Below are 21,530 nucleotides of genomic sequence, written 5' to 3' on the forward strand. Positions count from 1 at the left end.
ACGGGCACAAGCCTACTGCATTGGTTAGGTAAAGCAATGCGCCTAATGGCTGGCCGAGCCGCCCATCTAGCGCAAAGCGTCAGAGCAACTGCTGGTAGAAACGCCATTCGCGCTCCAGGGCGTCCGCGAGATTGCGTGCTTGGCGCAAACCATGGCGCTCCTCGGGATACAGGCGATATTCCACCTGGATTCCACGGCTACTCAACGCCGCCAGCATCGACTCGGTCTGTTCGGGCAGCACCACGGCGTCCTGCCCCCCCTGCAGGAAGATCACCGGCGCAGCTATACGCCCGGCGTTGTGCAAGGGCGCCCGCTCAAGAAAGCGTTCCGGCACTTGCTGCGGATCGCCGATCAGCCAATCCAGGTAGTCACCCTCGAACTTGTGTGTCACCCGGCGCAGGGCCAGCGGGTCGCTGACGCCGTACAGGCTGGCGCCGCCGCGGAACAGATCGGTAGCCGCCAATGCGCTGAGTGCGGTGAAGCCACCGGCACTGGAGCCGCGGACGAACAGCCGCTGCGGATCGACCACGCCCCGCTCCACCAGTGCCCGTGCGGCCTGACAGGCGTCTTCTACATCGACAACGCCCCACTGTTGGTGCAGGCGCTGCCGATAAGCACGCCCGAAACCACTGCTGCCGCGGTAATTGACATCCACCACGGCGAAACCACGCTGGGTCCAGAACTGGATGCGCGGATCGAACACCGGGTAGCTCGCAGACGTCGGCCCGCCATGGACGAAGACCACCAGCGGCGGCAGAGACTCGGCCTCGCCGCGGCAGTTTGCATTGGCCGGGAGGTAGAAGAAGGCATGCGCGACTTCCCCGTGCCCGGTGGCAAATTGCAAAGCCTGTGGGCGCGACAGCTGCGTGGCCGCCAGCGGCGCCACCCCGCCCGCCAGAATCTGCACGGCACCGCTGGCCCGCTCGATGGCCAGGACAGCTGGCGTGCGCTCCGGCGAACCGGCGATGCAGAACACATAGGTCGCGTCCGCAGCCAGCTGACGGCAGCGGCTGAAGCTGGTCGCCAGCTGACGCTGGCGGCCGTCGGCTGCATGCTCGAACAACAAGCCATAGCCGCTGAGCATGTGTGTCAGCAACAGACCGCCATCGGCCAGCGGCAGGTAACTGCTGGTGCCGAGCTGCCAGGGTGCCGGGGCGCAGTCGAAATCCGTGGTTTGCGCATGGCTGGAAGGAGTCACCAGCTGTCCGCCCGCCTCGACCCAGGGTTGCCAGTACCCCTGGCGGTCACCAAGACAGAACAGGCGTCCATCAGCGGCGAAGCGTGGCTGTTGCAGGGACTCACCACCCGCAGCGCCAGCCAGGCACTGCCTGTTGCCCCAATGCCCGTCGGGCATGCGTTCGGCGAGGCACAGGCGCGTCGAAGTCCAGGGCTGCTCGGGACGGTCCCATTCGATCCAGGCCAGCCGCCCGCCATCCGGACTGAGGACAGGAGACGAATAAAAATCGGCCCCCTCGACCAGAACCCGACGCTCGCCGTTTGCAATGGCCGTGCTCACCAGGCGATGGACCACGCCACCCGCCTGGTGGGACTCCTCCAGCGCCACGATTGCATTGGTGTAGCGGTCATGCTGCAGGTCACCATACCTGCAAGCTGGCTGCCGGCTCAGCACTACGGGTTGCGACGCTACATCTTCGCCGAGCGCCTGCAGGTAGATCTGCTGGTCCGCTTCGTTGACGAAGGCGAGGCCCTGCTCGGTCAGGCAGAACGCACCGCCGCCATACTCGTAGACGCGGCTGCGCACCGAGAAGTCCACCGGGGTCAGGCAACGCGTGCTTCCGGCCCGCCAGAACCACAGCGTGCAGCGCCCGTGGGCGGGATCGTACTCGTTCCAGAACAGCCCGCCCTGCCCAGCGCGCAGCTCGGCATAGTCCTGGCTGGCTGCCGCAGCTGCCTCGGCACTCCAGCTGCTGGGCCAGAAGCCGTAAGGCAGACACTCGGCGGCTGGGTTGGCAGTCGTTGAATCGTGGCTGCTGTGCGACTTCATGCCTTGAGAATCAGCCTGGAGGCCTTCTCGTTGCGCGGCTTTAGCTGATCGAGCCCCAATGCGCCGTAGTCAGCCTGATCACGGGCCGCAAGGATCTTGCCGTGATGCTCGGACTTGCTGCACACGGGGTCGGCATTGGCGGCATCACCGGTGAGCATGAAGGCCTGGCAGCGACAGCCACCAAAATCATGCTCCTTCTCGTCGCAGCTGCGGCAGGGTTCGGGCATCCAGTCGTAGCCACGGAACTTATTGAAACCGAACGAGTGCCGCCAGATGTGCTCGATGCTGTGCTCACGTACGTTAGGGAATTCCACGGGCAATTGCCTTGCACTGTGGCAAGGCAGCGCGGTGCCGTCCGGGGTGATGTCGAGAAACAGGTTGCCCCAGCCGTTCATGCAGGCCTTCGGCCGTTCTTCGTAATAATCGGGCGTCACGAAGATCAGCTTGCACGGATGGTTTTCGGCGGCGAGCTTGTCGCGCCACTCGTTGGTGATGCGCTCGGCACGTACCAGCTGCTCCTTGCTCGGCAGCAATCCGGCGCGGTTCAGTTCGGCCCAGCCGTAGAACTGGCAGGTGGCGAGTTCGACGAAATCGGCTTCGAGCTCGATGCACAGACGAATGATCTGGTCGATGTTGTCGATGTTGTGCCGATGGGTGACGAAGTTGAGCACCATCGGGTAGCCGTGTTTCTTCACCGCCCGGGCCATTTCCAACTTGTGGGCAAAGGCCTTCTTCGAGCCGGCGAGCAGGTTGTTCACTTCTTCGTCGGCGGCCTGGAAGCTGATCTGGATATGGTCCAGGCCGGCCTCGGCGAAGCTGGCGATTTTCTCTTCGGTCAGGCCGATGCCCGAAGTGATCAGGTTGGTGTAGTAGCCGAGTCCGCGTGCAGCCTCGATCAGCTCGGCCAGGTCCTGGCGCACCAGCGGTTCGCCACCGGAGAAGCCCAGCTGTGCCGCGCCCATCTCGCGTGCCTGGCGGAACACCTCGATCCATTCGGCGGTGCTCAGCTCGTCGTGGCTGCGGGCGAAGTCCAGCGGGTTGGAGCAATACGGGCATTGCAGCGGGCAGCGATAGGTCAGCTCAGCCAGCAGCCAGAGCGGAGGGCCGGGCTCGTAGCCGGGCTTAGCGTAGCTCGATCCAGAACCGTTCAACGGCAACCTCCAGGAACGCGACAATATCTTCTTGAATCCCTTCAGCCTCGGGATAGCGGGCCTGCAGATCGGCGACGATGGCGCCTACGCTGCGCACGCCATCAACCTCGGTAAGAACCGCCGCAGCGCTCTCGTTGAGTTTGATCATGCCTTCGGGATAGAGCAACACATGGCAGTTCTGCGCCGGTTCCCATTGAAAGCGGAAGCCGCGGCGAAACGCCGGAACCTGGGTCAATTGGATTTCGCTCATGTCTTTTCTCGTCAATGGGCGGGCCGGCGTCAATCAGGTCCTGGAGGTGGTGGGCTGAAGCCCACCCTGCTGGGCGCGGAGCCACCGTCCGGCCCTGGTCAGAAGCTGATTCCCTTGTGCCAGACGCGCTCGCGGGTCACGGTATGGTATGGCGGACGATCCAGCTCGTAGGCCATGCTCATCGCGTCGAGCATGCTCCAGAGTACGTCGAGCTTGAACTGCAGGATTTCCAGCATGCGCTCCTGGGATTCGCGGGTGCGGTAGTGATCCAGGGTGATACGCAGACCATGTTCGACGTCACGACGGGCCTCTTTCAGGCGCTTGCGGAAATAGTCGTAGCCCGACGCATCAATCCATGGGTAGTGCTGCGGCCAGCTGTCCAGACGCGATTGGTGGATGGTCGGAGCGAAGAGTTCGGTCAGGGAACTGCTGGCCGCTTCCTGCCAGCAGGCACGCCGGGCGAAGTTGACGTAGGCATCCACGGCGAAACGCACGCCAGGCAGGACCAGCTCCTGCGACAGCACCTGCTCGCGATCCAGCCCGACGGCTTCGGCCAGCCGCAACCAGGCTTCGATACCGCCCTCCTCGCCCGGTGCACCGTCGTGATCGATGATTCGCTGAATCCACTCGCGACGCGTGTCACGGTCCGGGCAGTTGGCCATGATCGCGGCATCCTTCACCGGAATGCAGACCTGGTAATAGAAACGGTTGGCGACCCAGCCCTGGATCTGTTCACGCGTCGCCTGCCCGGCGTACATGGCCCGATGGAACGGGTGATGGATATGGTAGTACTCGCCCTTGGCGCGTAGTGCCTGTTCGAATTCCGCAGAGCTCATGGCTGGCAGGATCATGGCAGTGTCGTTCCTTTTCTTGTCGTTCCGGTGTTCGTGAAGCGGCGTGGGTGGCAGCCTGGAGCCCTCGTTCAGAGCTACAGCTCGATGTCCATGCCATCGAAGGCGACTTCGATCCCGTGCTCGCCGAGTATCTCGCGCTCGACGGAATCCTCGTCGAGGATCGGGTTGGTGTTGTTGATGTGGATGAGAACCTTGCGCACGGCAGGCATGCCATCCAGCACTTCGATCATGCCGCCCGGGCCACGCTGCTGCAGGTGCCCCATCTCGCTGCCGAGCTTGGTGCCCACCTCGCGCACCAACATCTCGTCGTCGCGCCACAGCGTTCCGTCGACCAGCAGGCAATCGGCCTGGCGCATGGTGGCGAGCAGTTCGTCGCTGACCTTGCCCAGCCCCGGCGCATAGAACAGCGTTCCGCCGGTGTTGCGGTCTTCGATGAGCAGCCCGATGTTGTCACCCGGATGCGGATCGTTGCGGTGCGGCGAATAGGGCGGTGCCGAGCTGCGCAAAGGAACCGGCGTGATATGCAGGTTCGGGCAGCAGGGAATGGTGAAACTGCCGGCCAGGGCGATGGGGTTCCATTTCAGCCCGCCGTTCCAGTGCTCCAGCATATTGAACAGCGGAAAGCCACTGGTCAGATCCTGGTGGACCATTTCGGTACACCAGACTTCGTGCGGACAGCCCTCGCGCAACGTCAGCAGGCCGGTGGTATGGTCGATCTGGCTGTCCAGCAGGACGATGGCACCGATGGCGGTATCGCGCGGCGCCCGGGCAGGCTGCAGGGTCGGAAACGATTCGAGCTGCGCACGGATGTCCGGCGAAGCATTGCACAGGATCCAGTCGACGCCGTTGTCGCTGATGGCGATCGAAGACTGGGTACGCGCCCGGGCATTGAGCGTGCCGGCACGCAAGCCTGCACAGTTGGCGCAGTTGCAGTTCCATTGCGGAAAACCTCCGCCCGCAGCGGAACCGAGAATTCGGATGAACATGGACAGCCCCCAAAAGCGAAGCCCCGGCCGAAGCCGGGGCTGATCGATCAACGGTTTGCGAAGTACATGGTGACTTCGAAACCAATACGCAGGTCGGTGAAAGCGGGTTTAGTCCACATGGGTCGGTCCTCTTGTTATGGCGCCGGAGTATTCCGACACCCCAATTAAGCCCCCTGTTCTGCCTGAAGCAGAATGGTACTTTGGAAGGAGACAGCGCCGTGCCTTGGTAGTGCCCGACAGGCGGCTGCATTGAATTGGCGTCTCAGGTGCCAGCTAACGCCTGCTCATGCCCGGGTGTCAACCCGGACGCTGTGCGGGCCGATCATTGGCGTTGCGCCAAGCCAGCTCATTGGTGATCGTCGCCATGGGAGCGAACATGGCGCCATCGAACTCGTTCAACGCCAGGCCCCGTTGGATACGCTGCGGCCAGTCGTTGTTGGCCAGTGCTGCCTTGCCGATGGCGATAAGATCCATCTCGCCACGGGCGAGCATGCCCTCCGCCTGCTCGCCGGTCACGATACCACCGTTGCCGATCAGCGGGATCGAGACGCTGCCGCTGGCGATCGCAGCGAAGCTCGGCCCGTCGCCGAACGCCGGGGCCGCAGCGTCGGGCTCGGTGACGTGGAGGTAGTCGAGGCCGGCCGCAGCCAAAGTGGTGAAACGCTGCCGGGCTTCGTCCACCCCGCCCTGCCATTTCATTCGGCCGTCGCACACCATACTCTGGGACAGTCGCATGCCCACCACGAAGTCGCTGCCCACCTCGGCCCGCACTGCGCTGATCACAGCCAGTGGCATGCGCAAGCGCTCGAGGAAATCGCCGCCCCAACGATCGTCGCGCTGGTTGAACTCGGCACTGATGAACTCGTGCAACAGATAGCCATTGGCAGCATGGAGCTCGACGCCGTCGAAGCCCGCCTCGCGGGCATGACGCGCCGCCAGGGCAAATCCGGTGATGGCCTGTTGAATTTCCTCTTCGCTCATTTGCGCCGGGGTCGCGTAGGGACCTTCGCCGCCATAGAGCGTCAGTTGGGAGCCGCTGGGCTGCACGGCTGAAGGGGCGACATGCCGCGCATGGTGGATGTTGCCCTGGGCCTGCGCACCGCCATGCATGAGTTGAGCGATGAAGGCCGCACCGGCATCGTGCACGGTTTGGACCACCAGCCGCCAGCTGTCGCGGTGCGCCTCGGTGGCAAGTCCGGGCTGATTGAAGTAGCCCTGGCTGTAAGCGGTATCGGTATAGACGCCCTCACTGATGATCAGGCCGAAACCGCCCCTGGCGAACGACGCGTAGTAGTCACGCATCAACTCGTTGGCGGTGCCCTCTGCTTCGGCGCTGACGCGGGTCATGGGCGCGACGACCGCACGATTGCGCAGGCTCAGGTGCTTCAACGAATAGGGCTCAAGCAGTTGCGACATGGTGATTTCCTCATCCTTCCGACATGTGGGCGATGCAGATGTGAGACGTGTCGGCGGCCGGGAGTTCGATGCTCGCGATGGCTGGTTTCCCTCGGGTATAAAAAAACGCGGCCGAAGCCGCGTTGCGATAGGAACCTTGCGCTCGGTTCGAAAGGGGATTCATACAGAAGCGGCGCGGGTCCCTGCACATGACGTGCCTAGCAAAAAACCGGCGCGCTGGAGCACACGCGCCGGGGCCCTCATCAGAAGAAGCCGAGCGGGTTGATGTCGTAGCTGACCAACAGGTTCTTGGTCTGCTGATAGTGGTCGAGCATCATCTTGTGGGTCTCGCGGCCGACGCCGGACTTCTTGTAGCCACCGAAGGCGGCATGCGCCGGGTACAGGTGATAGCAGTTGGTCCAGACGCGACCGGCCTTGATGCCACGACCCATGCGATAGGCACGATTGATATCGCGGGTCCAGACGCCGGCGCCCAGGCCGAACTCGGTGTCGTTGGCAATCGCCAGGGCTTCAGCTTCGTCCTTGAAGGTCGCGACACCGACCACGGGTCCGAAGATCTCTTCCTGGAACACGCGCATCTTGTTATGACCCTTGATCAGGGTCGGCTGCACGTAATAACCGGAGGCCAGGCCGCCCTCAAGCTTCTCGGCGGCGCCGCCGGTGAGAATCTGCGCGCCTTCCTGCTGGGCGATCTCCATGTAGGAGAGGATCTTGTCGAACTGCTGCTCGGAGGCCTGGGCGCCGACCATGGTGTCGGTATCCAGCGGATTGCCGCGTTTGATCGCCTTGATCTTCTTCATCACCACTTCCATGAAGGGTTCGAAGATCGACTCCTGAATCAACGCGCGCGACGGGCAGGTGCAGACCTCGCCCTGGTTGAAGAAGGCCAGTACCAGACCTTCGGCGGCCTTCTCGATGAACGCAGGCTCGGCATTCATGATGTCTTCGAAGAATATGTTCGGGCTCTTGCCGCCCAGTTCGACCGTGCTCGGAATGATGTTCTCGGCCGCGCAACGCATGATGTGGGCACCGACCGGAGTGGAACCGGTGAAGGCGATCTTGGCGATGCGGGTGCTGGTGGCCAGCGCCTGGCCAGCTTCCTTGCCGAAGCCCTGCACGATGTTCAGCACGCCCGGCGGCAGCAGATCACCGATCACTTCGACGAACACCATGATCGACAGCGGAGTCTGCTCGGCGGGCTTGAGCACGATGCAGTTACCGGCAGCCAGGGCCGGAGCCAGTTTCCAGGCTGCCATCAGCAGCGGGAAGTTCCACGGGATGATCTGTCCTACAACGCCCAGCGGTTCATGGAAGTGATAGGCCGCGGTGTGCTCGTTGATCTCGGCGGCGCTGCCTTCCTGGGCACGGATGCAGCCAGCGAAGTAGCGGAAGTGGTCGGCAGCCAGTGGCACGTCCGCGTTCAGCGTTTCACGCACAGCCTTGCCGTTGTCCCAGGTTTCAGCGACGGCGAGCTTTTCCAGGTTGGCTTCGATGCGATCGGCGATCTTCAGCAGGATGTTGGAGCGGTCCTGGACAGAAGTGCGACCCCAGGCATCGGCAGCCGCGTGGGCGGCATCCAGTGCGCGCTCGACGTCTTCAGCGCCCGAACGCGGGAACTCGGCGATCACTTCACCGTTCACCGGCGAAGTGTTGACGAAATACTCACCTTTGACCGGCGGAACGAATTCACCACCGATGTAGTTGCCGTAGCGTGGCTTGAAGGAAACGACGGCGCCTGGGGTACCGGGCTGGGCGTAGATCATGATGGGCCTCTCTTCTGCTTGTCGGAGCCTGCGCCGGGAAGTGCGCAGGACATGGACCGATCTTAGGCAGCGCGGTCTTGGCTCCGGTATGCACCCATGGCAGCGGAGGACTCCTCATTTGGTAGTAGATGCCAAGGCGCAAGGGCAGGCGTGAAGGCTGTTTGACGGGTACGTCAGATGCTCGATCCGGCGCAAAAAAAAGCACACAGGTTAGGGCGTTTCCGGCAACTCAAAATTGACCATGCACAAGGGCGTCCTGACGCATAGCAAAAGCTTTTCCAACATCGAGAAAATACGACCAAAAGCGGAAAAAAGCGACCTGAAAGTCCTATTAGGTACCACTAAAAAGCGCCTTAGCTTCGACCTGCAACATCATGTTCACCCTAGCTAACCGATTGAGGAGATACGCCATGCAGTGGATCAATCCGGACTTCTGCGACCTGCGACTGGGCTTCGAAGTCACCGCGTACGTATACGTGCGCTGAGTCCCGGGCCGGCGCGAAGGTCAGACCTTCGCGCCGGTCGAGCGAGGAAAAATGGATATGACGACAACGACGAACATATCACCGGCCAGCTGCTACGAGATTCGTCCACCCTTCCTGTTCCGCTGGGAAGAATCACAGCAGGCCCACGTGCTGCTCTACCCCGAAGGTATCGTGAAGCTGAACGCCACCGGGGGCGAAATACTGAAGCGTTGTGACGGCACTACCAGTGTTGCCGAGCTGATCGAGCAGTTGAGCCATCACTACCACGCATCCGATATCGACGCGATCTGCGCAGGCGTGCTGAACTTCCTGGAGGTATCCCATGGCAAAGGCTGGATCCGAGCTAAGGCTTGATGGCAGCGGCAACCCGGTTTGGGTGCTGCTGGAGCTGACCTACCAATGCCCGCTGCAGTGCGTGTTCTGCAGCAATCCGCGCGACTTCGCCGACTACCGCCAGGATGAGCTGAGTACCGCGGAATGGATTGACGTGATGGCTCAGGCCCGCGCCATGGGCGCCATGCAGATCGGCTTTTCCGGAGGCGAGCCCACGCTGCGCAAGGACCTCGAGACGCTGGTCGCTGAAGCCGACCGCATAGGTTACTACACCAACCTCATTACCTCGGGTATCGGCCTGACCGAAGCGCGCTTGCGCGCGCTGAAGCATGCCGGGTTGCGACACGTCCAGCTCGGCTTTCAATCCACCGATCGCGGCGTGGCGCGCCAACTGGCCGGTGTCGATGCCTGGGAGCGCAAGCTCGGCATGGCGCGGCTGATCAAATCCATGGACTTCCCCATGGTGCTGAACGTGCCGATCACTCGGCAGAACATCGGCCAGGTACCGGACATCATCGAATTTGCCGTGGCACTCGGGGTGGAATACCTCGAGCTGGCGAATGTCCAGTACTACAACTGGGCGTTGCTCAACCGCGAGCACCTGATGCCGAGCCACGCCGAACTGCAGCGCGCCGAGGCCGAGGTGCACGACGCCCGTGAACGCTACGGCGATCGTCTGACGATTTTCTTCGTCATCCCCGACTATTACGAAGGCCGCCCGAAGGCCTGCATGAACGGCTGGGGCGCCATTCATGTGACCATCGCGCCGAACGGCAACGTGCTGCCTTGCTCCCAGGCAAGCAACTTCCAGGATCTCAACTTCCCCAACGTACGCCAGCAACGGCTTGAGCAGATCTGGCATGACTCACCGGTATTCAACCTCTACCGCGGCGATGCCTGGATGCCCGAGCCCTGTCGCAGTTGCGACGAGAAGGATAAAGATTTTGGCGGCTGCCGCTGCCAGGCCCTGCTGCTGACCGGCAACGGCGCCAACAGCGATCCGGCGTGCAGCAAATCACCGCATCATCAGTTGATTCGCCAGGCCGTCGAACTGGCGCAGGATGCCACGCGTCCCAGTGGCGCGCTGATCACAAGACAGGCCAGCCAAGGGGTGGAAATTGAAACTGCCCCATGACTCCCTTGCCGGCACCATCGGCGCCGGCCTCACGCTGACGTTTGGCTGCTACCTGCTGCTGTGCGTTCTGGTCTAGAAGGCGCTCCGATGTCACTGTCCCTGCTCGATGTACTCGCCCGCTACGCGCACCTGTTGTTCGCACTGGTCTGGGTCGGCCACAACTATGCCAACTTCATACAAAATACGCGCTTCGTGCCGCTGCAGAACGGCATCGACACCGCCGCGCTGAACCGCGATCTGGAAGCACGGATGAAGCGTGAGCACGGCATCTTCCGCTACGCATCCGTAGTGGTCTGGGTGTCCGGCATGTCCATGCTCTGGCAACGCGGTTGGCTGCTCGATGCCCTACTGCTGCAGGGCCCGCTGGCGGTGATTGGCCTTGGTGCCTGGATCGGCACGCTGATGCTGCTCAACCTCTGGCTGGTGCTCTGGCCGCATCAGAAGAAACTGCTCGGATTCGTCCCGGCGACATTGGAGGAACGGGTGCGCTGCTCAAGAATTACCTTCCTATCCTCGCGCAGCAACACGATTCTCTCTTTTCCTCTGCTGTTCCTGATGGCGGCAAGCGGTCATGGCCTTCATCTCTTTTGAGCAACCCGAACGTTACAATTTCGCGGCCGGCCCCGCGATGTTGCCAGCCGAAGTGCTGGAACAGATTCGCGAGGAGCTACCCGACTGGCGAGACACTGGCCACTCCCTTCTGGAAGAGCCGTTCACCAGCCCCGCTTTCAAGCAACTGATGGCCGAGACAGAACAAGAGCTGCGTTCGCTACTGGCGATTCCTCGGCACTATCGCGTGCTGTTCCTGCACGGCGGTGCCTCAGCCCAATTCGGCCTGCTGCCGCTCAACCTGCTGCAACCCGGGCAGAGCGCCGACTATCTGGAAAGCGGCCACTGGGCGCGCAAGGCGATTGCCGAAGCACGCCGTCATGCACCCGTGAACGTCATCGCCAGTGGTGCAGAGCAGGATTTCACCGCCCTGCCCTCATCCGAATACTGGTGCCTCGATCCAGACGCCGGCTATTGCCACATCACCAGCAACGAAACGGGCAACGGCCTGCAACTTCCGGACTTTCCGGAACTGCCTGTACCGCTGGTGGCGGACATGACCTCAGATTTCCTTACCCGACCGCTTCCTGTCGAGCGCTTCGGGCTGATCTATGCCAGTACGCAGAAGAACCTCGGCGTCGCCGGGCTGTGCGTGGTGATCGTACGCGACGACCTCCTGCGCGCACCTCCACGCGGACTGCCCGCTGCGTTCAGTTACGCAGTGCAAGCCAAACAGCAGAGTCGATTCAATACACCGCCGACCTTCGCACTCTATGTCGCCGGGCTGATGCTGCGCTGGATAGCAAGACGTGGCGGGCTGCCAGCGATGGCCGAGATGGCTGATGCCCGCAGCCGGCAACTTTATCGTTATATCGACTCGAGCGGCCTCTACCTGTGCCGGCAAACTCATGCCCACCGCTCGATGATCAACGTGTGTTTTCAACTCGCTGATGACCGACTGCTCGAGCGGTTCATCGCCCAGGCAGCAAATGCCGGACTTGCAAACCTGCAGGGCCACAGCGCCGTAGGCGGCGCCCGAGCCAGTCTCTACAACGCCATGCCGGCATTGGGCGTGGCCCGGCTGGTGGAGTTCATGAAAGAGTTCGAACATGATCACGGCTGACCGATTCCATCTTCGCGCCCTGCGCAACCACCTCACGCAGCAACTGGCGCTGCATGTCTCCAGCATGGCCTGCCGCATGGCTGGGCCGGGCGTACGAATCGGCCGACCGGTTACGGCTATGGGATTGCAGTTTTGCTCGCCCGTCGGGCTTGCCGCAGGCTTCGATCGCGACAACCGACTGGGACGACGGGTCTCCGTACTGGGCTTCGGCTTCAACGAGGTAGGCAGTCTTGGCGCAGAGGGCGTTGCAGCGTTGAAATCTGCCAATGACGGTACTGCAAGGCTCGGCATCAATCTCACGCTGGATTCCCGGCAATCGCCCGCACAAGCTTGCAAGGTGCTGCGCGATGCCTGGCCTCACGCGGACTATCTGATGTTGAACCTGATGGGGCCAGCCAGCAGGCCGCTGCTGCAGGAGCATGCACTATTGCGGCAGATGCTCGTCGCGCTTCGACACGAACAGCACCAGTTGAACCGAGCCGGCGCCCGCAGCGTTCCGTTGGCGGTCAAGCTGCGCTGCCTGCCGGGGCAGGCGCCCCTCATGCAGGCCGACATGCTGCTGGAACTGGGCTATGACGGACTTCTCGCGGCACACGACCCTGGCCCTCCGGCGACACGCCAGCGCTACCGGGACTGGCAGCAAGAGCACCGGCAACGGCAGGCCTGTGACCAGATCGAGCAACTGCAAGGACTGTGCGGGACTGTGCGGGACCGAGCTGACCCTCATGTCGGTAGGCGGCATCCAGACCGCCACCCATCTGCGGATGCGCATGGACGCTGGTGCCCGGCTGGTTCAGGTCCATGCAGCGCTTGGACGCCAGGGCCCATGGCTGGCAGCGCGACTGCTACAGCCGGTCCCGATCTGAAAAGAAAACGCCCCGAACCGGTCGGGGCGCTTGGTGCTCCATGCCATTACCAGAACGCATGCGCTTGAAGGCCCATGCGCGTCTGCCGGCGGCAATCAGAATCGCTCGATTTCCGCCTCGGCTTGCAGCTTCTGGCGGAACGCCGCGAAGTCCTGCTGCCCCATGCGGGATGCAAGGAAACGCCGGTAGTTCAGCTTCTCTTCGTCGGTTAGCGCAGTCTCAGGCTCGTTGACGCCGTTGAGTCGAACTACAACGTAGTCACCGTTGCCAAGCGCCACTCCGGCATAGCTCGGCTTGTCCTGATCCGCAGGATGCGGCATGCGGAAGACCTCCTGCAACAGCGCAGGCGCAACACCTTCCTGGCTTCGCGTCGCAGCCTCGATCGCCTGCCATTGACCGTCCGCCTGTTGACCGTTGCGCAAATCGGCCAGCAGACGCTCGCCCTCGCTGCGAGCACGCTCGGCGGCCAGGTTCTGCTGAAGCTGCTGGACGATATCGTCACGCACATCGGCAAGCGGAATGGCCGCGGGCTGAAGGTGCTCTTTCACGCGCAGCGCGATGGACGTGTCGGGATCGAGTTCGATGACGCTGCTGTTTGCCCCATCGACCAGGACCTCTTCGCTGAAGGCAGCTTGAATGACCTGGCGATTGGCAGCGATGCCGTCCCCACCGTCACGCCCGAAGGCTTCGGTAGCCTGCACCATCAGACCGAGGTCCTGGGCCGGCTGGCTCAGGTCCGCAGCTTCGAACGCAGCGTCTTCAAGCTGCTTGCTGGCTTCGACGAAACGCTGCTCGACCTGCTGTGCCTTGAGCTCGCGCACCAGCTCCGGCCGCATGTTCTCGAGCGGCGGGACTTCGGGCGACTGAACCCCCAGCAGCTTGATGATGTGCCAGCCGAATTCGGACTTTACCGGTGCCGAAACCTGTCCTTCGTTCAATGCATACAGCGCATCTTCGAAAGCCGGGTCATACACGCCCGGCCCGGCGAAGCCCAGATCGCCGCCCTCGTTGGCGGAGCCCGGATCCTGCGAAACTTCCTTGGCGACAGCGGCGAACTCTTCACCCGCCTTCAGCCGCGCAGCTATTTCATCGATCTTGGCCTTGCCTTCGTCGTCACTCAACTCAGCGCCGGTTTCGATGAGAATGTGAGCGGCGCGACGCTGCTCGGCCAGGTTGGCGATCTGCTTCTGATACAGATCCTGCAGCTCCTCGTCCGAAACCTCGACCTGATCGAAGAACGACTCTTTCTTCAACTCGACATATTCGACGATGACCTGCTCGGGCGTACGGAAACGCTCGGCGTTGGCGTCGTAGTATTCCTTGATCTGCTCGTCACTGACATCGATCGTCTCGCGCTGCGCAGGCACGGTAAGCGTTGCGAAATCGCGCGTCTGCGTTTCCAGGCGAGCAAAACTCTCCACCTGCTGATCCGTCACGAAACCGGTCCCGGAAATGCCCGCTCGCAGTTGCCCGATCAGCATTTCCTGCTCGAGGAGCTGACGGAACTGAACGCGCGAATAGCCCATCTGCTGCAGGACCTGGTCGAAACGCGCCGCATTGAAGGCGCCTTCGACCTGAAATTCGGGCGTCTGCAGTATCAGTTGGTCGAGCGCCTCGCGGGAGAAAGCGAAGTCAGCGTTTTTGGCGCCCTGCAGAAGCAGCATGCGCTCGATCAACGAACCCAGCGCTGCGTCGCGCAGAAGCCGATCGTCGAGCAGGGACGGATCGAAGTCCCTGCCAAGCTGCTGGGCCAACTGGCGGCGCTGCATGTTCATCGCCTGATCGAGATCGTAACGGGAAATCTCCTCGCCATTGACCTCTGCCGCATTCTGGCTGTTGCTGGCAGCATTGAAGATGGCATCGAAGCCGGTTAGCGCAAGCAGCACCACGATGACGCCAATGATTGTTTTGGCTATCCAGCCTTGTGAATTGTCCCTGATGTTCTGAAGCATGCGACCCCCAGGAGTCTGCGGCGCGACGGGATGCGCAACGCGTGGAAACCGGATAAAAGAAAGGCGCATCCAGGGATGCGCCTTCTCGGAGCTTGTGGAGCGTTGGGCTTATCCCCCAAGCCAGGTTGCAGCAGGCCTGGCCTGTTCTGCAACCGCCCCAAGCCAGAGCAGCGCAAGCTGACTGGCCGGGTAAAAACGCTTAGTTGACAGCGTCTTTCAGAGCCTTGCCAGCTTTGAAACCCGGGATCTTGGCGGCAGCGATGTTGATCGGCTTGCCAGTCTGCGGGTTGCGGCCAGTGCGCGCAGCGCGCTCCTTGACAGCGAAAGTACCGAAACCAACCAGTACCACGGAGTCGCCAGCCTTCAGGGCGCCGGTGACGGATTCGATTACTGCATCCAGCGCGCGGCCAGCAACAGCTTTTGGGATATCAGCAGATGCAGCGATGGCATCGATCAGTTCCGACTTGTTCACTCTAAGTCCCCTTATTTCTGTTGAGTCGTATCTTTAATTTGCGGGTGTAGGCAAAGCGGTGCTAGACGGCTATGACACAAGAGGCCGATTAAACAAGGGCACCTGAAATGTGTCAACGTGGCCTTCCAGACTAATGCGTGCTGATTCGCTCCTTGGAATCAGACTCGCGCTTGTCATCCTTTGCAACAATCTCGGGAGCCGCATCGGGCAAGGGCTCCGGCGCGTATTGCAGCGCAATTTGCAGGACCTCGTCAATCCACTTGACCGGTTTAATCTGCAGGTCTCGCTTAATATTTTCAGGAATCTCTTTCAGATCACGCTGATTTTCTTCCGGGATGATCACCGTCTTGATCCCGCCGCGGTGAGCCGCAAGAAGTTTCTCCTTCAATCCACCAATGGCAAGGACTTGTCCGCGCAATGTAATTTCCCCGGTCATTGCGACATCGGCGCGCACCGGAATTTGAGTCAACGCGGAAACCAGCGCCGTGCACATGCCGATGCCCGCACTCGGTCCGTCCTTCGGTGTTGCGCCTTCCGGCACGTGGATATGGATGTCCTGCTTCTCATGGAAATCTACCGCTATTCCAAGGCTGGCAGCACGGCTGCGAACGACCGTAAGCGCTGCGGTTATCGACTCTCCCATGACCTCGCCCAGCGAGCCGGTCTTGGTCAGACGCCCCTTGCCGGGCACCACGGCAGCCTCGATCGTCAGCAACTCACCACCAACCTGGGTCCATGCCAGCCCAGTCACCTGCCCTATCTGATCCTGCAACTCTGCGAGGCCATAGCGGAACTTGCGAACGCCCAGGAAATGCTCCAGCGATTCGGCGTCCACGGTCACATGGAAGCGCTTTTCCGCCGCATGCTCCTTCACCACCTTGCGGCAGACCTTCGCCAGCTGGCGCTCCAGGCTGCGCACGCCCGCCTCACGAGTGTAGTAGCGAATGATGTCCCTGATTGCCGCTTCGTGGAAATCAAGCTCTGCCGTCTTGAGCCCGTTGGCCTGTATCTGTTTGGGTGCCAGGTAGCGCGTCGCGATGTTGACCTTTTCGTCCTCGGTGTAGCCGGGAAGCCTGATGACCTCCATGCGATCGAGCAAAGGCGCCGGGATGTTCATCGAGTTCGCAGTGCACAGGAACATGACATCCGACAGATCGTAATCGACTTCCAAATAGTGATCGTTGAAATTGTGATTCTGTTCCGGATCGAGCACCTCGAGCAGCGCCGAAGCGGGATCACCGCGCATGTCGCTACCCATCTTGTCGATCTCGTCGAGCAGGAACAACGGATTACGAACCCCGACCTTGGTCATTTTCTGGATCAAACGACCCGGCATGGAGCCGATGTAGGTGCGCCGGTGGCCACGAATCTCGGCTTCATCGCGCACGCCCCCCAGTGCCATGCGGACGAACTTGCGATTGGTCGAACGAGCGATGGACTCGGCAAGAGAAGTCTTGCCTACACCGGGCGGACCGACCAGGCAGAGCACCGGCCCCTTGAGCTTCTTGACCCGCTTCTGTACCGCCAGATACTCGAGGATGCGATCCTTGACCTCCTCCAGGCCATAATGGTCGGCGTCGAGCACTTCCTCGGCCTTGGCCAGATCCAGGCGCACCTTACTCGCAGCCTTCCACGGCACGTTTACCAGCCAGTCGATATAGGTACGAACCACCGTGGCCTCAGCCGACATTGGTGACATCTGCTTGAGCTTGTTGAGCTCAGCCTGAGCCTTGGCATAGGCATCCTTGCTCAGACCGGCATTCTCGATGCGCTTTTTGAGGTCATCGATCTCGTTGTGCCCTTCGTCGATATCGCCGAGTTCTTTCTGGATGGCCTTCATTTGCTCATTCAGGTAGTACTCGCGCTGGCTGCGCTCCATCTGCTTCTTCACGCGCCCGCGGATGCGCTTCTCGACCTGTAGCAGGTCGATTTCGGCGTCCAACAAGGCCAGGACGTGCTCAACACGGGCAGGCAGCTCGGTTATCTCAAGGATTTCCTGCTTCTGCTCGATCTTCAGGGCCATGTGCGCCGCCATGGTGTCGACCAGACGAGCGGGCTCGTCGATGCTGCTCAGGGACGACAGCACTTCAGCCGGAACCTTCTTGCCCAACTGCACATATTGCTCGAACTGGCTAAGCAGGCTGCGAGTGAACACCTCGGATTCCCGCGAATCGACCTCTGCCTCTTCGATCAGCGCAACTTCTGCACGGCAGTGGCCGTCGTCCTCGATAAATCGCTCGATCACGCCACGCTGCTCGCCCTCCACCAGCACCTTGACCGTTCCGTCAGGCAACTTCAAAAGCTGCAGCACCGTGGCCACCGTACCGACGCGGTACAACGCATCTTCGACCGGATCGTCATCAGCCGGATTCTTCTGAGCCAGCAACAGGATCTGCTTGTCGCCAGACATGGCCGACTCGAGGGCCTCGATCGATTTCTCACGGCCAACGAAAAGCGGTATCACCATGTGCGGGTAGACCACCACATCGCGCAGCGGCAAAAGGGGCAATTCGATGGTTGTCTTCATAAATTCAGCTCTACGACGGCCATACGGCGGTAAACGGACGGGGCAACACCCTTTCAGCAAAGATGAGGGCGTGCATCGCAAAAAACAAGGCGACGTACAAATGCAAAGGGGCCCGCAGGCCCCTTCCTTCAATCAAACCTCAGGCGCAGCCTTAGCTGGCGGCTCGCTGTTCTCGTAAATCAGTAATGGCTGGGATGTGCCTTCGATCACGCTTTCATCGATGACCACCTTGCTGACATCCTTCTGCGAAGGAATCTCATACATGGTATCCAGCAATACGCCTTCAAGAATCGAGCGCAGGCCCCGCGCACCGGTCTTTCGCTCAAGTGCACGATGGGCCACGGCCTTCAGTGCATCCGAACGGAATTCGAGATCCACACCTTCGAGTTCGAACAGCTTCGCGTACTGCTTGGTCAGCGCATTCTTCGGCTCGGTGAGAATCTGGATCAGCGCGGCCTCGTCGAGTTCATCGAGCGTGGCGATAACCGGCAGACGGCCAACGAATTCCGGAATAAGACCGAACTTGACCAGATCATCAGGCTCTACGGCACGCAGCGCTTCACCAATCTTCTTGCCTGGGTCCTTGCTGCGAACCTCGGCATTGAAGCCGATACCGCCCCGGGTCGAACGCCCCTGAATCACCTTTTCCAGGCCGGCGAAAGCTCCACCACAGATGAACAGGATATTGCGCGTATCGACCTGCAGGAATTCCTGCTGCGGGTGCTTGCGCCCGCCCTGCGGTGGCACGGACGCAACGGTACCTTCGATCAGCTTGAGCAGCGCCTGCTGCACGCCTTCGCCCGAAACATCGCGGGTGATCGACGGATTGTCGGACTTGCGTGAGATCTTGTCGATTTCATCGATATAGACGATGCCCATCTGGGCCTTTTCTACATCGTAATCGCACTTCTGCAGCAGCTTCTGAATGATGTTCTCGACATCCTCACCCACGTAACCCGCTTCGGTGAGCGTGGTGGCATCGGCGATGGTGAACGGAACATTGAGCAGGCGAGCCAGCGTTTCGGCCAGCAGCGTCTTACCTGAACCGGTGGGACCGATCAGCAGAATGTTGCTCTTGCCCAGCTCGACTTCTTCTTTCTTGTCGCGCTGGTTCAGACGCTTGTAATGGTTGTAAACAGCCACTGCCAGGATCTTCTTCGCGCGCTCCTGACCAATGACGTACTGGTCGAGAATGCCGCTGATCTCCTTGGGCGCAGGCAGTTTGTGCGCACTGCTCTCGGCCTGCGCTTCCTGCACCTCCTCGCGGATGATGTCGTTGCACAGGTCGACGCACTCGTCGCAGATGAAAACGGAGGGCCCGGCGATCAACTTGCGTACTTCATGCTGGCTTTTGCCGCAAAAAGAGCAATAGAGCAGTTTGCCGGAATCCTCGCCGTTGCGGGTGTCAGTCATTCGATCGATCCAATCGGGAAGGCTTGAAACACAAGATGAAGGCAATCGTGGGCTTTTTCAAGCCCACGCAGCAGCCGGATATCGCAGGCTGCGAAGATCAGGCCGTCAGTTGACGCTGAGTCAGAACCTGGTCGATCAGCCCGTACTTGACGGCCTCATCGCCACTCATGAAGTTGTCGCGGTCGGTGTCGCGAGCGATCACATCCATCGGCTGGCCGGTGTGATGAGCCAGCACCTTGTTCAGGCGCTCGCGAATGGTGAGTATCTCGCGCGCGTGAATCTCGATGTCCGAAGCCTGACCCTGGAACCCTCCCAGCGGCTGGTGGATCATCATCCGCGAGTGTGGCAAGCAGTAACGCTTGCCAGCTGCACCGCCGGCCAGCAGCAAAGCCCCCATGGAGCAGGCCTGACCGATGCAGATTGTCGACACGTCCGGCTTGATGAACTGCATGGTGTCGTAGATCGACATACCGGCTGTCACCGAGCCACCTGGGGAGTTGATGTAGAGATGGATGTCCTTCTCGGGGTTCTCCGCCTCTAGGAACAGCATCTGCGCGACGATCAGGTTGGCCATGTAGTCTTCGACCTGGCCAACCATGAAGATCACCCGCTCCTTCAGGAGACGGGAATAGATGTCATAGGCGCGCTCACCGCGTGCGGATTGCTCGATCACCATCGGGACCAGGCCGCCGGCGGCCTGAATGTCCGGAGCTTGCATAAAAGGATTGCGGGACATGTTCCAACGATACTCCCTATGTCATGCCTAAAAGACATAAGCCAGCACGAGGCTGGCTTATGTTTGTGCACTCGGTTATGTGAAGAAGTCAGGCTGCTTGCGGGGCTTCCGCAGGCTTGACAGCTTCTTCGTAGGAAACCGACTTGTCGGTCACTTTGGCCTGCTGCAGGACAGTATCTACAACTTGCTCTTCGAGCACAACCGAACGGACTTCGTTCAACTGCTCGGCGTTCTTGTAGTACCAGGCGACGACCTGCTCCGGCTCCTGATAGGCCGAAGCCATTTCCTCGATCAGCTCGCGAACGCGTGCCTCATCGGGCTTCAATTCCTTCTGCTTGACGACTTCAGCGACGAGCAGGCCCAAGACTACACGGCGCTTGGCCTGCTCCTGGAACAGCTCGGCCGGCAGTTGGTCGGGCTTGATGTTGCCGCCGAACTGCTGGACAGCCTGAGCGCGCAGTCGGTTGACTTCGCTATCGATCAGCGCCTTGGGCACTTCGATTGGATTGCCGGCGACGAGTCCTTCCATGACCTGGTTCTTCACCTTGGTCTTGATGGCCTGGCGCAGCTCGCGCTCCATGTTCTTCTTCACTTCGGCACGGAAGCCTGCGAGACCGCCTTCCTGGACACCGAACTGTGCGAAGAACTCATCATTGAGTTCCGGCAATTGCGGAGCAGCAATGCTGTTGACGGTGACGGTGAACTCAGCGGTCTTGCCGGCCAGATCGAGGTTCTGGTAGTCCTCGGGGAAGGTCGGGTTGATGACGCGCTCTTCGCCAGCCGTGGCGCCAACCAGAGCATCTTCGAACCCGGGGATCATACGACCCGAGCCGAGCACCAGCTGAGTGCCTTTGGCCGAACCACCGGCGAAGGCTTCACCGTCGATCTTGCCGACGAAGTCGATGTTCAGCTGGTCGCCATTCTCGGCAGCGCGCTCGACGTTCTCGAAGCGGGTGTTCTGCTTACGCAGGATGTCCAGCATGTTGTCGACGTCGGTATCAGCCACTTCAGCCTGAAGACGCTCGATCTCGATGGCGTCGAAACCGGCAACTTCGAACTCGGGGAATACTTCGAAGGTGGCAACGTATTCGAGATCCTTGCCCTTCTCGAACACTTTCGGCTCCACCGAAGGAGCGCCAGCCGGATTCAGCTTTTCCGCAACGACGGCCTCATAGAAGGTCGACTGGATAAGGTCGCCCAGCGCTTCCTGGCGAGCGGCTTCTTCGTAACGCTGACGGATTACGCTCATCGGCACTTTGCCGGGGCGGAAGCCAGGAATCTTTGCACGGCTGGCGGTCTGTTGCAGACGCTTGTTGACTTCGGTCTCGATGCGCTCGACCGGCACGCCGATGGTCATGCGGCGCTCAAGAGCGGAGGTGCTTTCAACAGAAACTTGCATGGATTTTCCTCGTTGCACAGACATAAGCCGGGCGTTCCGGCCCCAGAATGGGCAAGCATTCTAGTGGCTCGGCTAACATAAGTCACCCTGCCTGTCACACTGACTGAAAAGGCAC

General features: G+C 61.0%; 20 protein-coding genes. 6 read left to right on the forward strand and 14 right to left on the reverse strand.

The features are described 5' to 3' along the window. Positions 1–79 precede the first annotated feature (79 nt). The 8 genes from B597_RS38185 to B597_RS38215 all read right to left on the reverse strand — a co-directional run bounded on the left by B597_RS38185 (position 80) and on the right by B597_RS38215 (position 8,425). Positions 80–2,005: a S9 family peptidase gene (locus B597_RS38185; RefSeq protein WP_024162210.1), complete on the reverse strand. Its 1,926-nt coding sequence runs from the start codon at positions 2,003–2,005 to the stop codon at positions 80–82. After that, positions 2,002–3,156, reverse strand: coding sequence for a pyrroloquinoline quinone biosynthesis protein PqqE (gene pqqE, locus B597_RS38190; protein ID WP_003296399.1), 1,155 nt, complete (start codon positions 3,154–3,156; stop codon positions 2,002–2,004). Before pqqE (B597_RS38190) ends, B597_RS38185 begins: the two co-directional genes overlap by 4 nt. After that, entirely contained in the window at positions 3,128–3,406 is a 279-nt protein-coding gene (gene pqqD, locus B597_RS38195; RefSeq protein ID WP_003296400.1) for a pyrroloquinoline quinone biosynthesis peptide chaperone PqqD, read from the reverse strand. Before pqqD (B597_RS38195) ends, pqqE (B597_RS38190) begins: the two co-directional genes overlap by 29 nt. 98 nt (positions 3,407–3,504) lie before the next feature. Further along, positions 3,505–4,257: a pyrroloquinoline-quinone synthase PqqC gene (gene pqqC / locus B597_RS38200; RefSeq protein WP_003296401.1), complete on the reverse strand. Its 753-nt coding sequence runs from the start codon at positions 4,255–4,257 to the stop codon at positions 3,505–3,507. A gap of 77 nt (positions 4,258–4,334) precedes the next feature. Further along, entirely contained in the window at positions 4,335–5,246 is a 912-nt protein-coding gene (pqqB, locus tag B597_RS38205) for a pyrroloquinoline quinone biosynthesis protein PqqB (RefSeq protein WP_003296402.1), read from the reverse strand. 47 nt (positions 5,247–5,293) lie between these two features. Continuing rightward, positions 5,294–5,365 (reverse strand): pyrroloquinoline quinone precursor peptide PqqA, encoded by a 72-nt coding sequence (gene pqqA, locus B597_RS46520; protein ID WP_003253598.1) that lies wholly within the window; start codon positions 5,363–5,365, stop codon positions 5,294–5,296. Positions 5,366–5,543: 178 nt separating this feature from the next. Beyond that, the gene (locus B597_RS38210) at positions 5,544–6,662 is read right to left on the reverse strand and encodes an oxidoreductase (RefSeq protein WP_003296403.1); all 1,119 of its coding nucleotides are present in this window, start codon (positions 6,660–6,662) and stop codon (positions 5,544–5,546) included. A 242-nt stretch (positions 6,663–6,904) separates the two neighbouring features. Further along, positions 6,905–8,425 carry an acetaldehyde dehydrogenase ExaC gene (locus B597_RS38215; RefSeq protein ID WP_003296404.1) on the reverse strand — a complete coding sequence of 507 codons (1,521 nt, stop codon included), beginning with the start codon at positions 8,423–8,425 and terminating at the stop codon, positions 6,905–6,907. A 410-nt stretch (positions 8,426–8,835) separates the two neighbouring features. Between B597_RS38215 and pqqA (B597_RS47990) the strand changes: the two genes are divergently transcribed. From pqqA (B597_RS47990) to B597_RS47935, 6 genes are all read left to right on the forward strand, one after another. Next, complete coding sequence (gene pqqA, locus B597_RS47990) at positions 8,836–8,910, forward strand: pyrroloquinoline quinone precursor peptide PqqA (protein ID WP_003296405.1); 75 nt, start codon at positions 8,836–8,838, stop codon at positions 8,908–8,910. Between the two features lie 57 nt (positions 8,911–8,967). Further along, positions 8,968–9,264 carry a pyrroloquinoline quinone biosynthesis peptide chaperone PqqD gene (pqqD, locus tag B597_RS38220; RefSeq protein ID WP_003296406.1) on the forward strand — a complete coding sequence of 99 codons (297 nt, stop codon included), beginning with the start codon at positions 8,968–8,970 and terminating at the stop codon, positions 9,262–9,264. Further along, positions 9,233–10,378, forward strand: a complete 1,146-nt coding sequence (gene pqqE, locus B597_RS38225) for a pyrroloquinoline quinone biosynthesis protein PqqE (RefSeq protein WP_003296407.1) — start codon at positions 9,233–9,235, stop codon at positions 10,376–10,378. Before pqqD (B597_RS38220) ends, pqqE (B597_RS38225) begins: the two co-directional genes overlap by 32 nt. 87 nt (positions 10,379–10,465) lie before the next feature. After that, positions 10,466–10,969: a urate hydroxylase PuuD gene (locus B597_RS38230; protein WP_003296408.1), complete on the forward strand. Its 504-nt coding sequence runs from the start codon at positions 10,466–10,468 to the stop codon at positions 10,967–10,969. Beyond that, complete coding sequence (gene serC / locus B597_RS38235; protein WP_003296409.1) at positions 10,950–12,050, forward strand: 3-phosphoserine/phosphohydroxythreonine transaminase; 1,101 nt, start codon at positions 10,950–10,952, stop codon at positions 12,048–12,050. Before B597_RS38230 ends, serC begins: the two co-directional genes overlap by 20 nt. After that, a complete protein-coding gene (locus B597_RS47935) occupies positions 12,037–12,984 on the forward strand; it encodes a beta/alpha barrel domain-containing protein (protein WP_003296410.1) in 948 nt (315 codons plus the stop codon). Before serC ends, B597_RS47935 begins: the two co-directional genes overlap by 14 nt. Positions 12,985–13,011: 27 nt before the next feature. On the opposite strand, the gene B597_RS38245 is transcribed toward B597_RS47935, so the two are convergent. The 6 genes from B597_RS38245 to tig form a co-directional block, all read right to left on the reverse strand. Further along, positions 13,012–14,868, reverse strand: coding sequence for a SurA N-terminal domain-containing protein (locus B597_RS38245; protein WP_003296411.1), 1,857 nt, complete (start codon positions 14,866–14,868; stop codon positions 13,012–13,014). A gap of 199 nt (positions 14,869–15,067) precedes the next feature. Continuing rightward, entirely contained in the window at positions 15,068–15,340 is a 273-nt protein-coding gene (gene hupB, locus B597_RS38250) for a nucleoid-associated protein HU-beta (protein ID WP_003282502.1), read from the reverse strand. 130 nt (positions 15,341–15,470) lie between these two features. Then, positions 15,471–17,867, reverse strand: a complete 2,397-nt coding sequence (lon, locus tag B597_RS38255; RefSeq protein ID WP_003296412.1) for an endopeptidase La — start codon at positions 17,865–17,867, stop codon at positions 15,471–15,473. Between the two features lie 132 nt (positions 17,868–17,999). Next, on the reverse strand, positions 18,000–19,280 hold the full coding sequence (gene clpX, locus B597_RS38260; RefSeq protein WP_003296413.1) for an ATP-dependent Clp protease ATP-binding subunit ClpX: 1,281 nt from the start codon (positions 19,278–19,280) through the stop codon (positions 18,000–18,002). A 97-nt stretch (positions 19,281–19,377) separates the two neighbouring features. Beyond that, the gene (clpP, locus tag B597_RS38265; RefSeq protein WP_024162213.1) at positions 19,378–20,016 is read right to left on the reverse strand and encodes an ATP-dependent Clp endopeptidase proteolytic subunit ClpP; all 639 of its coding nucleotides are present in this window, start codon (positions 20,014–20,016) and stop codon (positions 19,378–19,380) included. 88 nt (positions 20,017–20,104) lie between these two features. Beyond that, positions 20,105–21,415, reverse strand: coding sequence for a trigger factor (gene tig / locus B597_RS38270; RefSeq protein WP_003296415.1), 1,311 nt, complete (start codon positions 21,413–21,415; stop codon positions 20,105–20,107). Positions 21,416–21,530: the final 115 nt, after the last annotated feature.

This window comes from Stutzerimonas stutzeri KOS6 (assembly GCF_000307775.2).
Lineage (GTDB): Bacteria > Pseudomonadota > Gammaproteobacteria > Pseudomonadales > Pseudomonadaceae > Stutzerimonas > Stutzerimonas stutzeri_B.

Excerpts from the sequence above, each read along its gene's own strand:
- B597_RS38185 (WP_024162210.1), bottom strand. The coding sequence starts at position 2,005 with ATGAAGTCGCACAGCAGCCACGATTCAACGACTGCCAACCCAGCCGCC.
- serC (WP_003296409.1), top strand. The coding sequence starts at position 10,950 with ATGGCCTTCATCTCTTTTGAGCAACCCGAACGTTACAATTTCGCGGCC.
- B597_RS38245 (WP_003296411.1), bottom strand. The coding sequence starts at position 14,868 with ATGCTTCAGAACATCAGGGACAATTCACAAGGCTGGATAGCCAAAACA.
- pqqD (WP_003296400.1), bottom strand. The coding sequence starts at position 3,406 with ATGAGCGAAATCCAATTGACCCAGGTTCCGGCGTTTCGCCGCGGCTTC.
- B597_RS38215 (WP_003296404.1), bottom strand. The coding sequence starts at position 8,425 with ATGATCTACGCCCAGCCCGGTACCCCAGGCGCCGTCGTTTCCTTCAAG.
- B597_RS38230 (WP_003296408.1), top strand. The coding sequence starts at position 10,466 with ATGTCACTGTCCCTGCTCGATGTACTCGCCCGCTACGCGCACCTGTTG.
- clpX (WP_003296413.1), bottom strand. The coding sequence starts at position 19,280 with ATGACTGACACCCGCAACGGCGAGGATTCCGGCAAACTGCTCTATTGC.
- pqqC (WP_003296401.1), bottom strand. The coding sequence starts at position 4,257 with ATGATCCTGCCAGCCATGAGCTCTGCGGAATTCGAACAGGCACTACGC.
- B597_RS47935 (WP_003296410.1), top strand. The coding sequence starts at position 12,037 with ATGATCACGGCTGACCGATTCCATCTTCGCGCCCTGCGCAACCACCTC.
- pqqB (WP_003296402.1), bottom strand. The coding sequence starts at position 5,246 with ATGTTCATCCGAATTCTCGGTTCCGCTGCGGGCGGAGGTTTTCCGCAA.
- pqqE (WP_003296407.1), top strand. The coding sequence starts at position 9,233 with ATGGCAAAGGCTGGATCCGAGCTAAGGCTTGATGGCAGCGGCAACCCG.
- B597_RS38210 (WP_003296403.1), bottom strand. The coding sequence starts at position 6,662 with ATGTCGCAACTGCTTGAGCCCTATTCGTTGAAGCACCTGAGCCTGCGC.
- clpP (WP_024162213.1), bottom strand. The coding sequence starts at position 20,016 with ATGTCCCGCAATCCTTTTATGCAAGCTCCGGACATTCAGGCCGCCGGC.
- tig (WP_003296415.1), bottom strand. The coding sequence starts at position 21,415 with ATGCAAGTTTCTGTTGAAAGCACCTCCGCTCTTGAGCGCCGCATGACC.
- pqqD (WP_003296406.1), top strand. The coding sequence starts at position 8,968 with ATGACGACAACGACGAACATATCACCGGCCAGCTGCTACGAGATTCGT.
- lon (WP_003296412.1), bottom strand. The coding sequence starts at position 17,867 with ATGAAGACAACCATCGAATTGCCCCTTTTGCCGCTGCGCGATGTGGTG.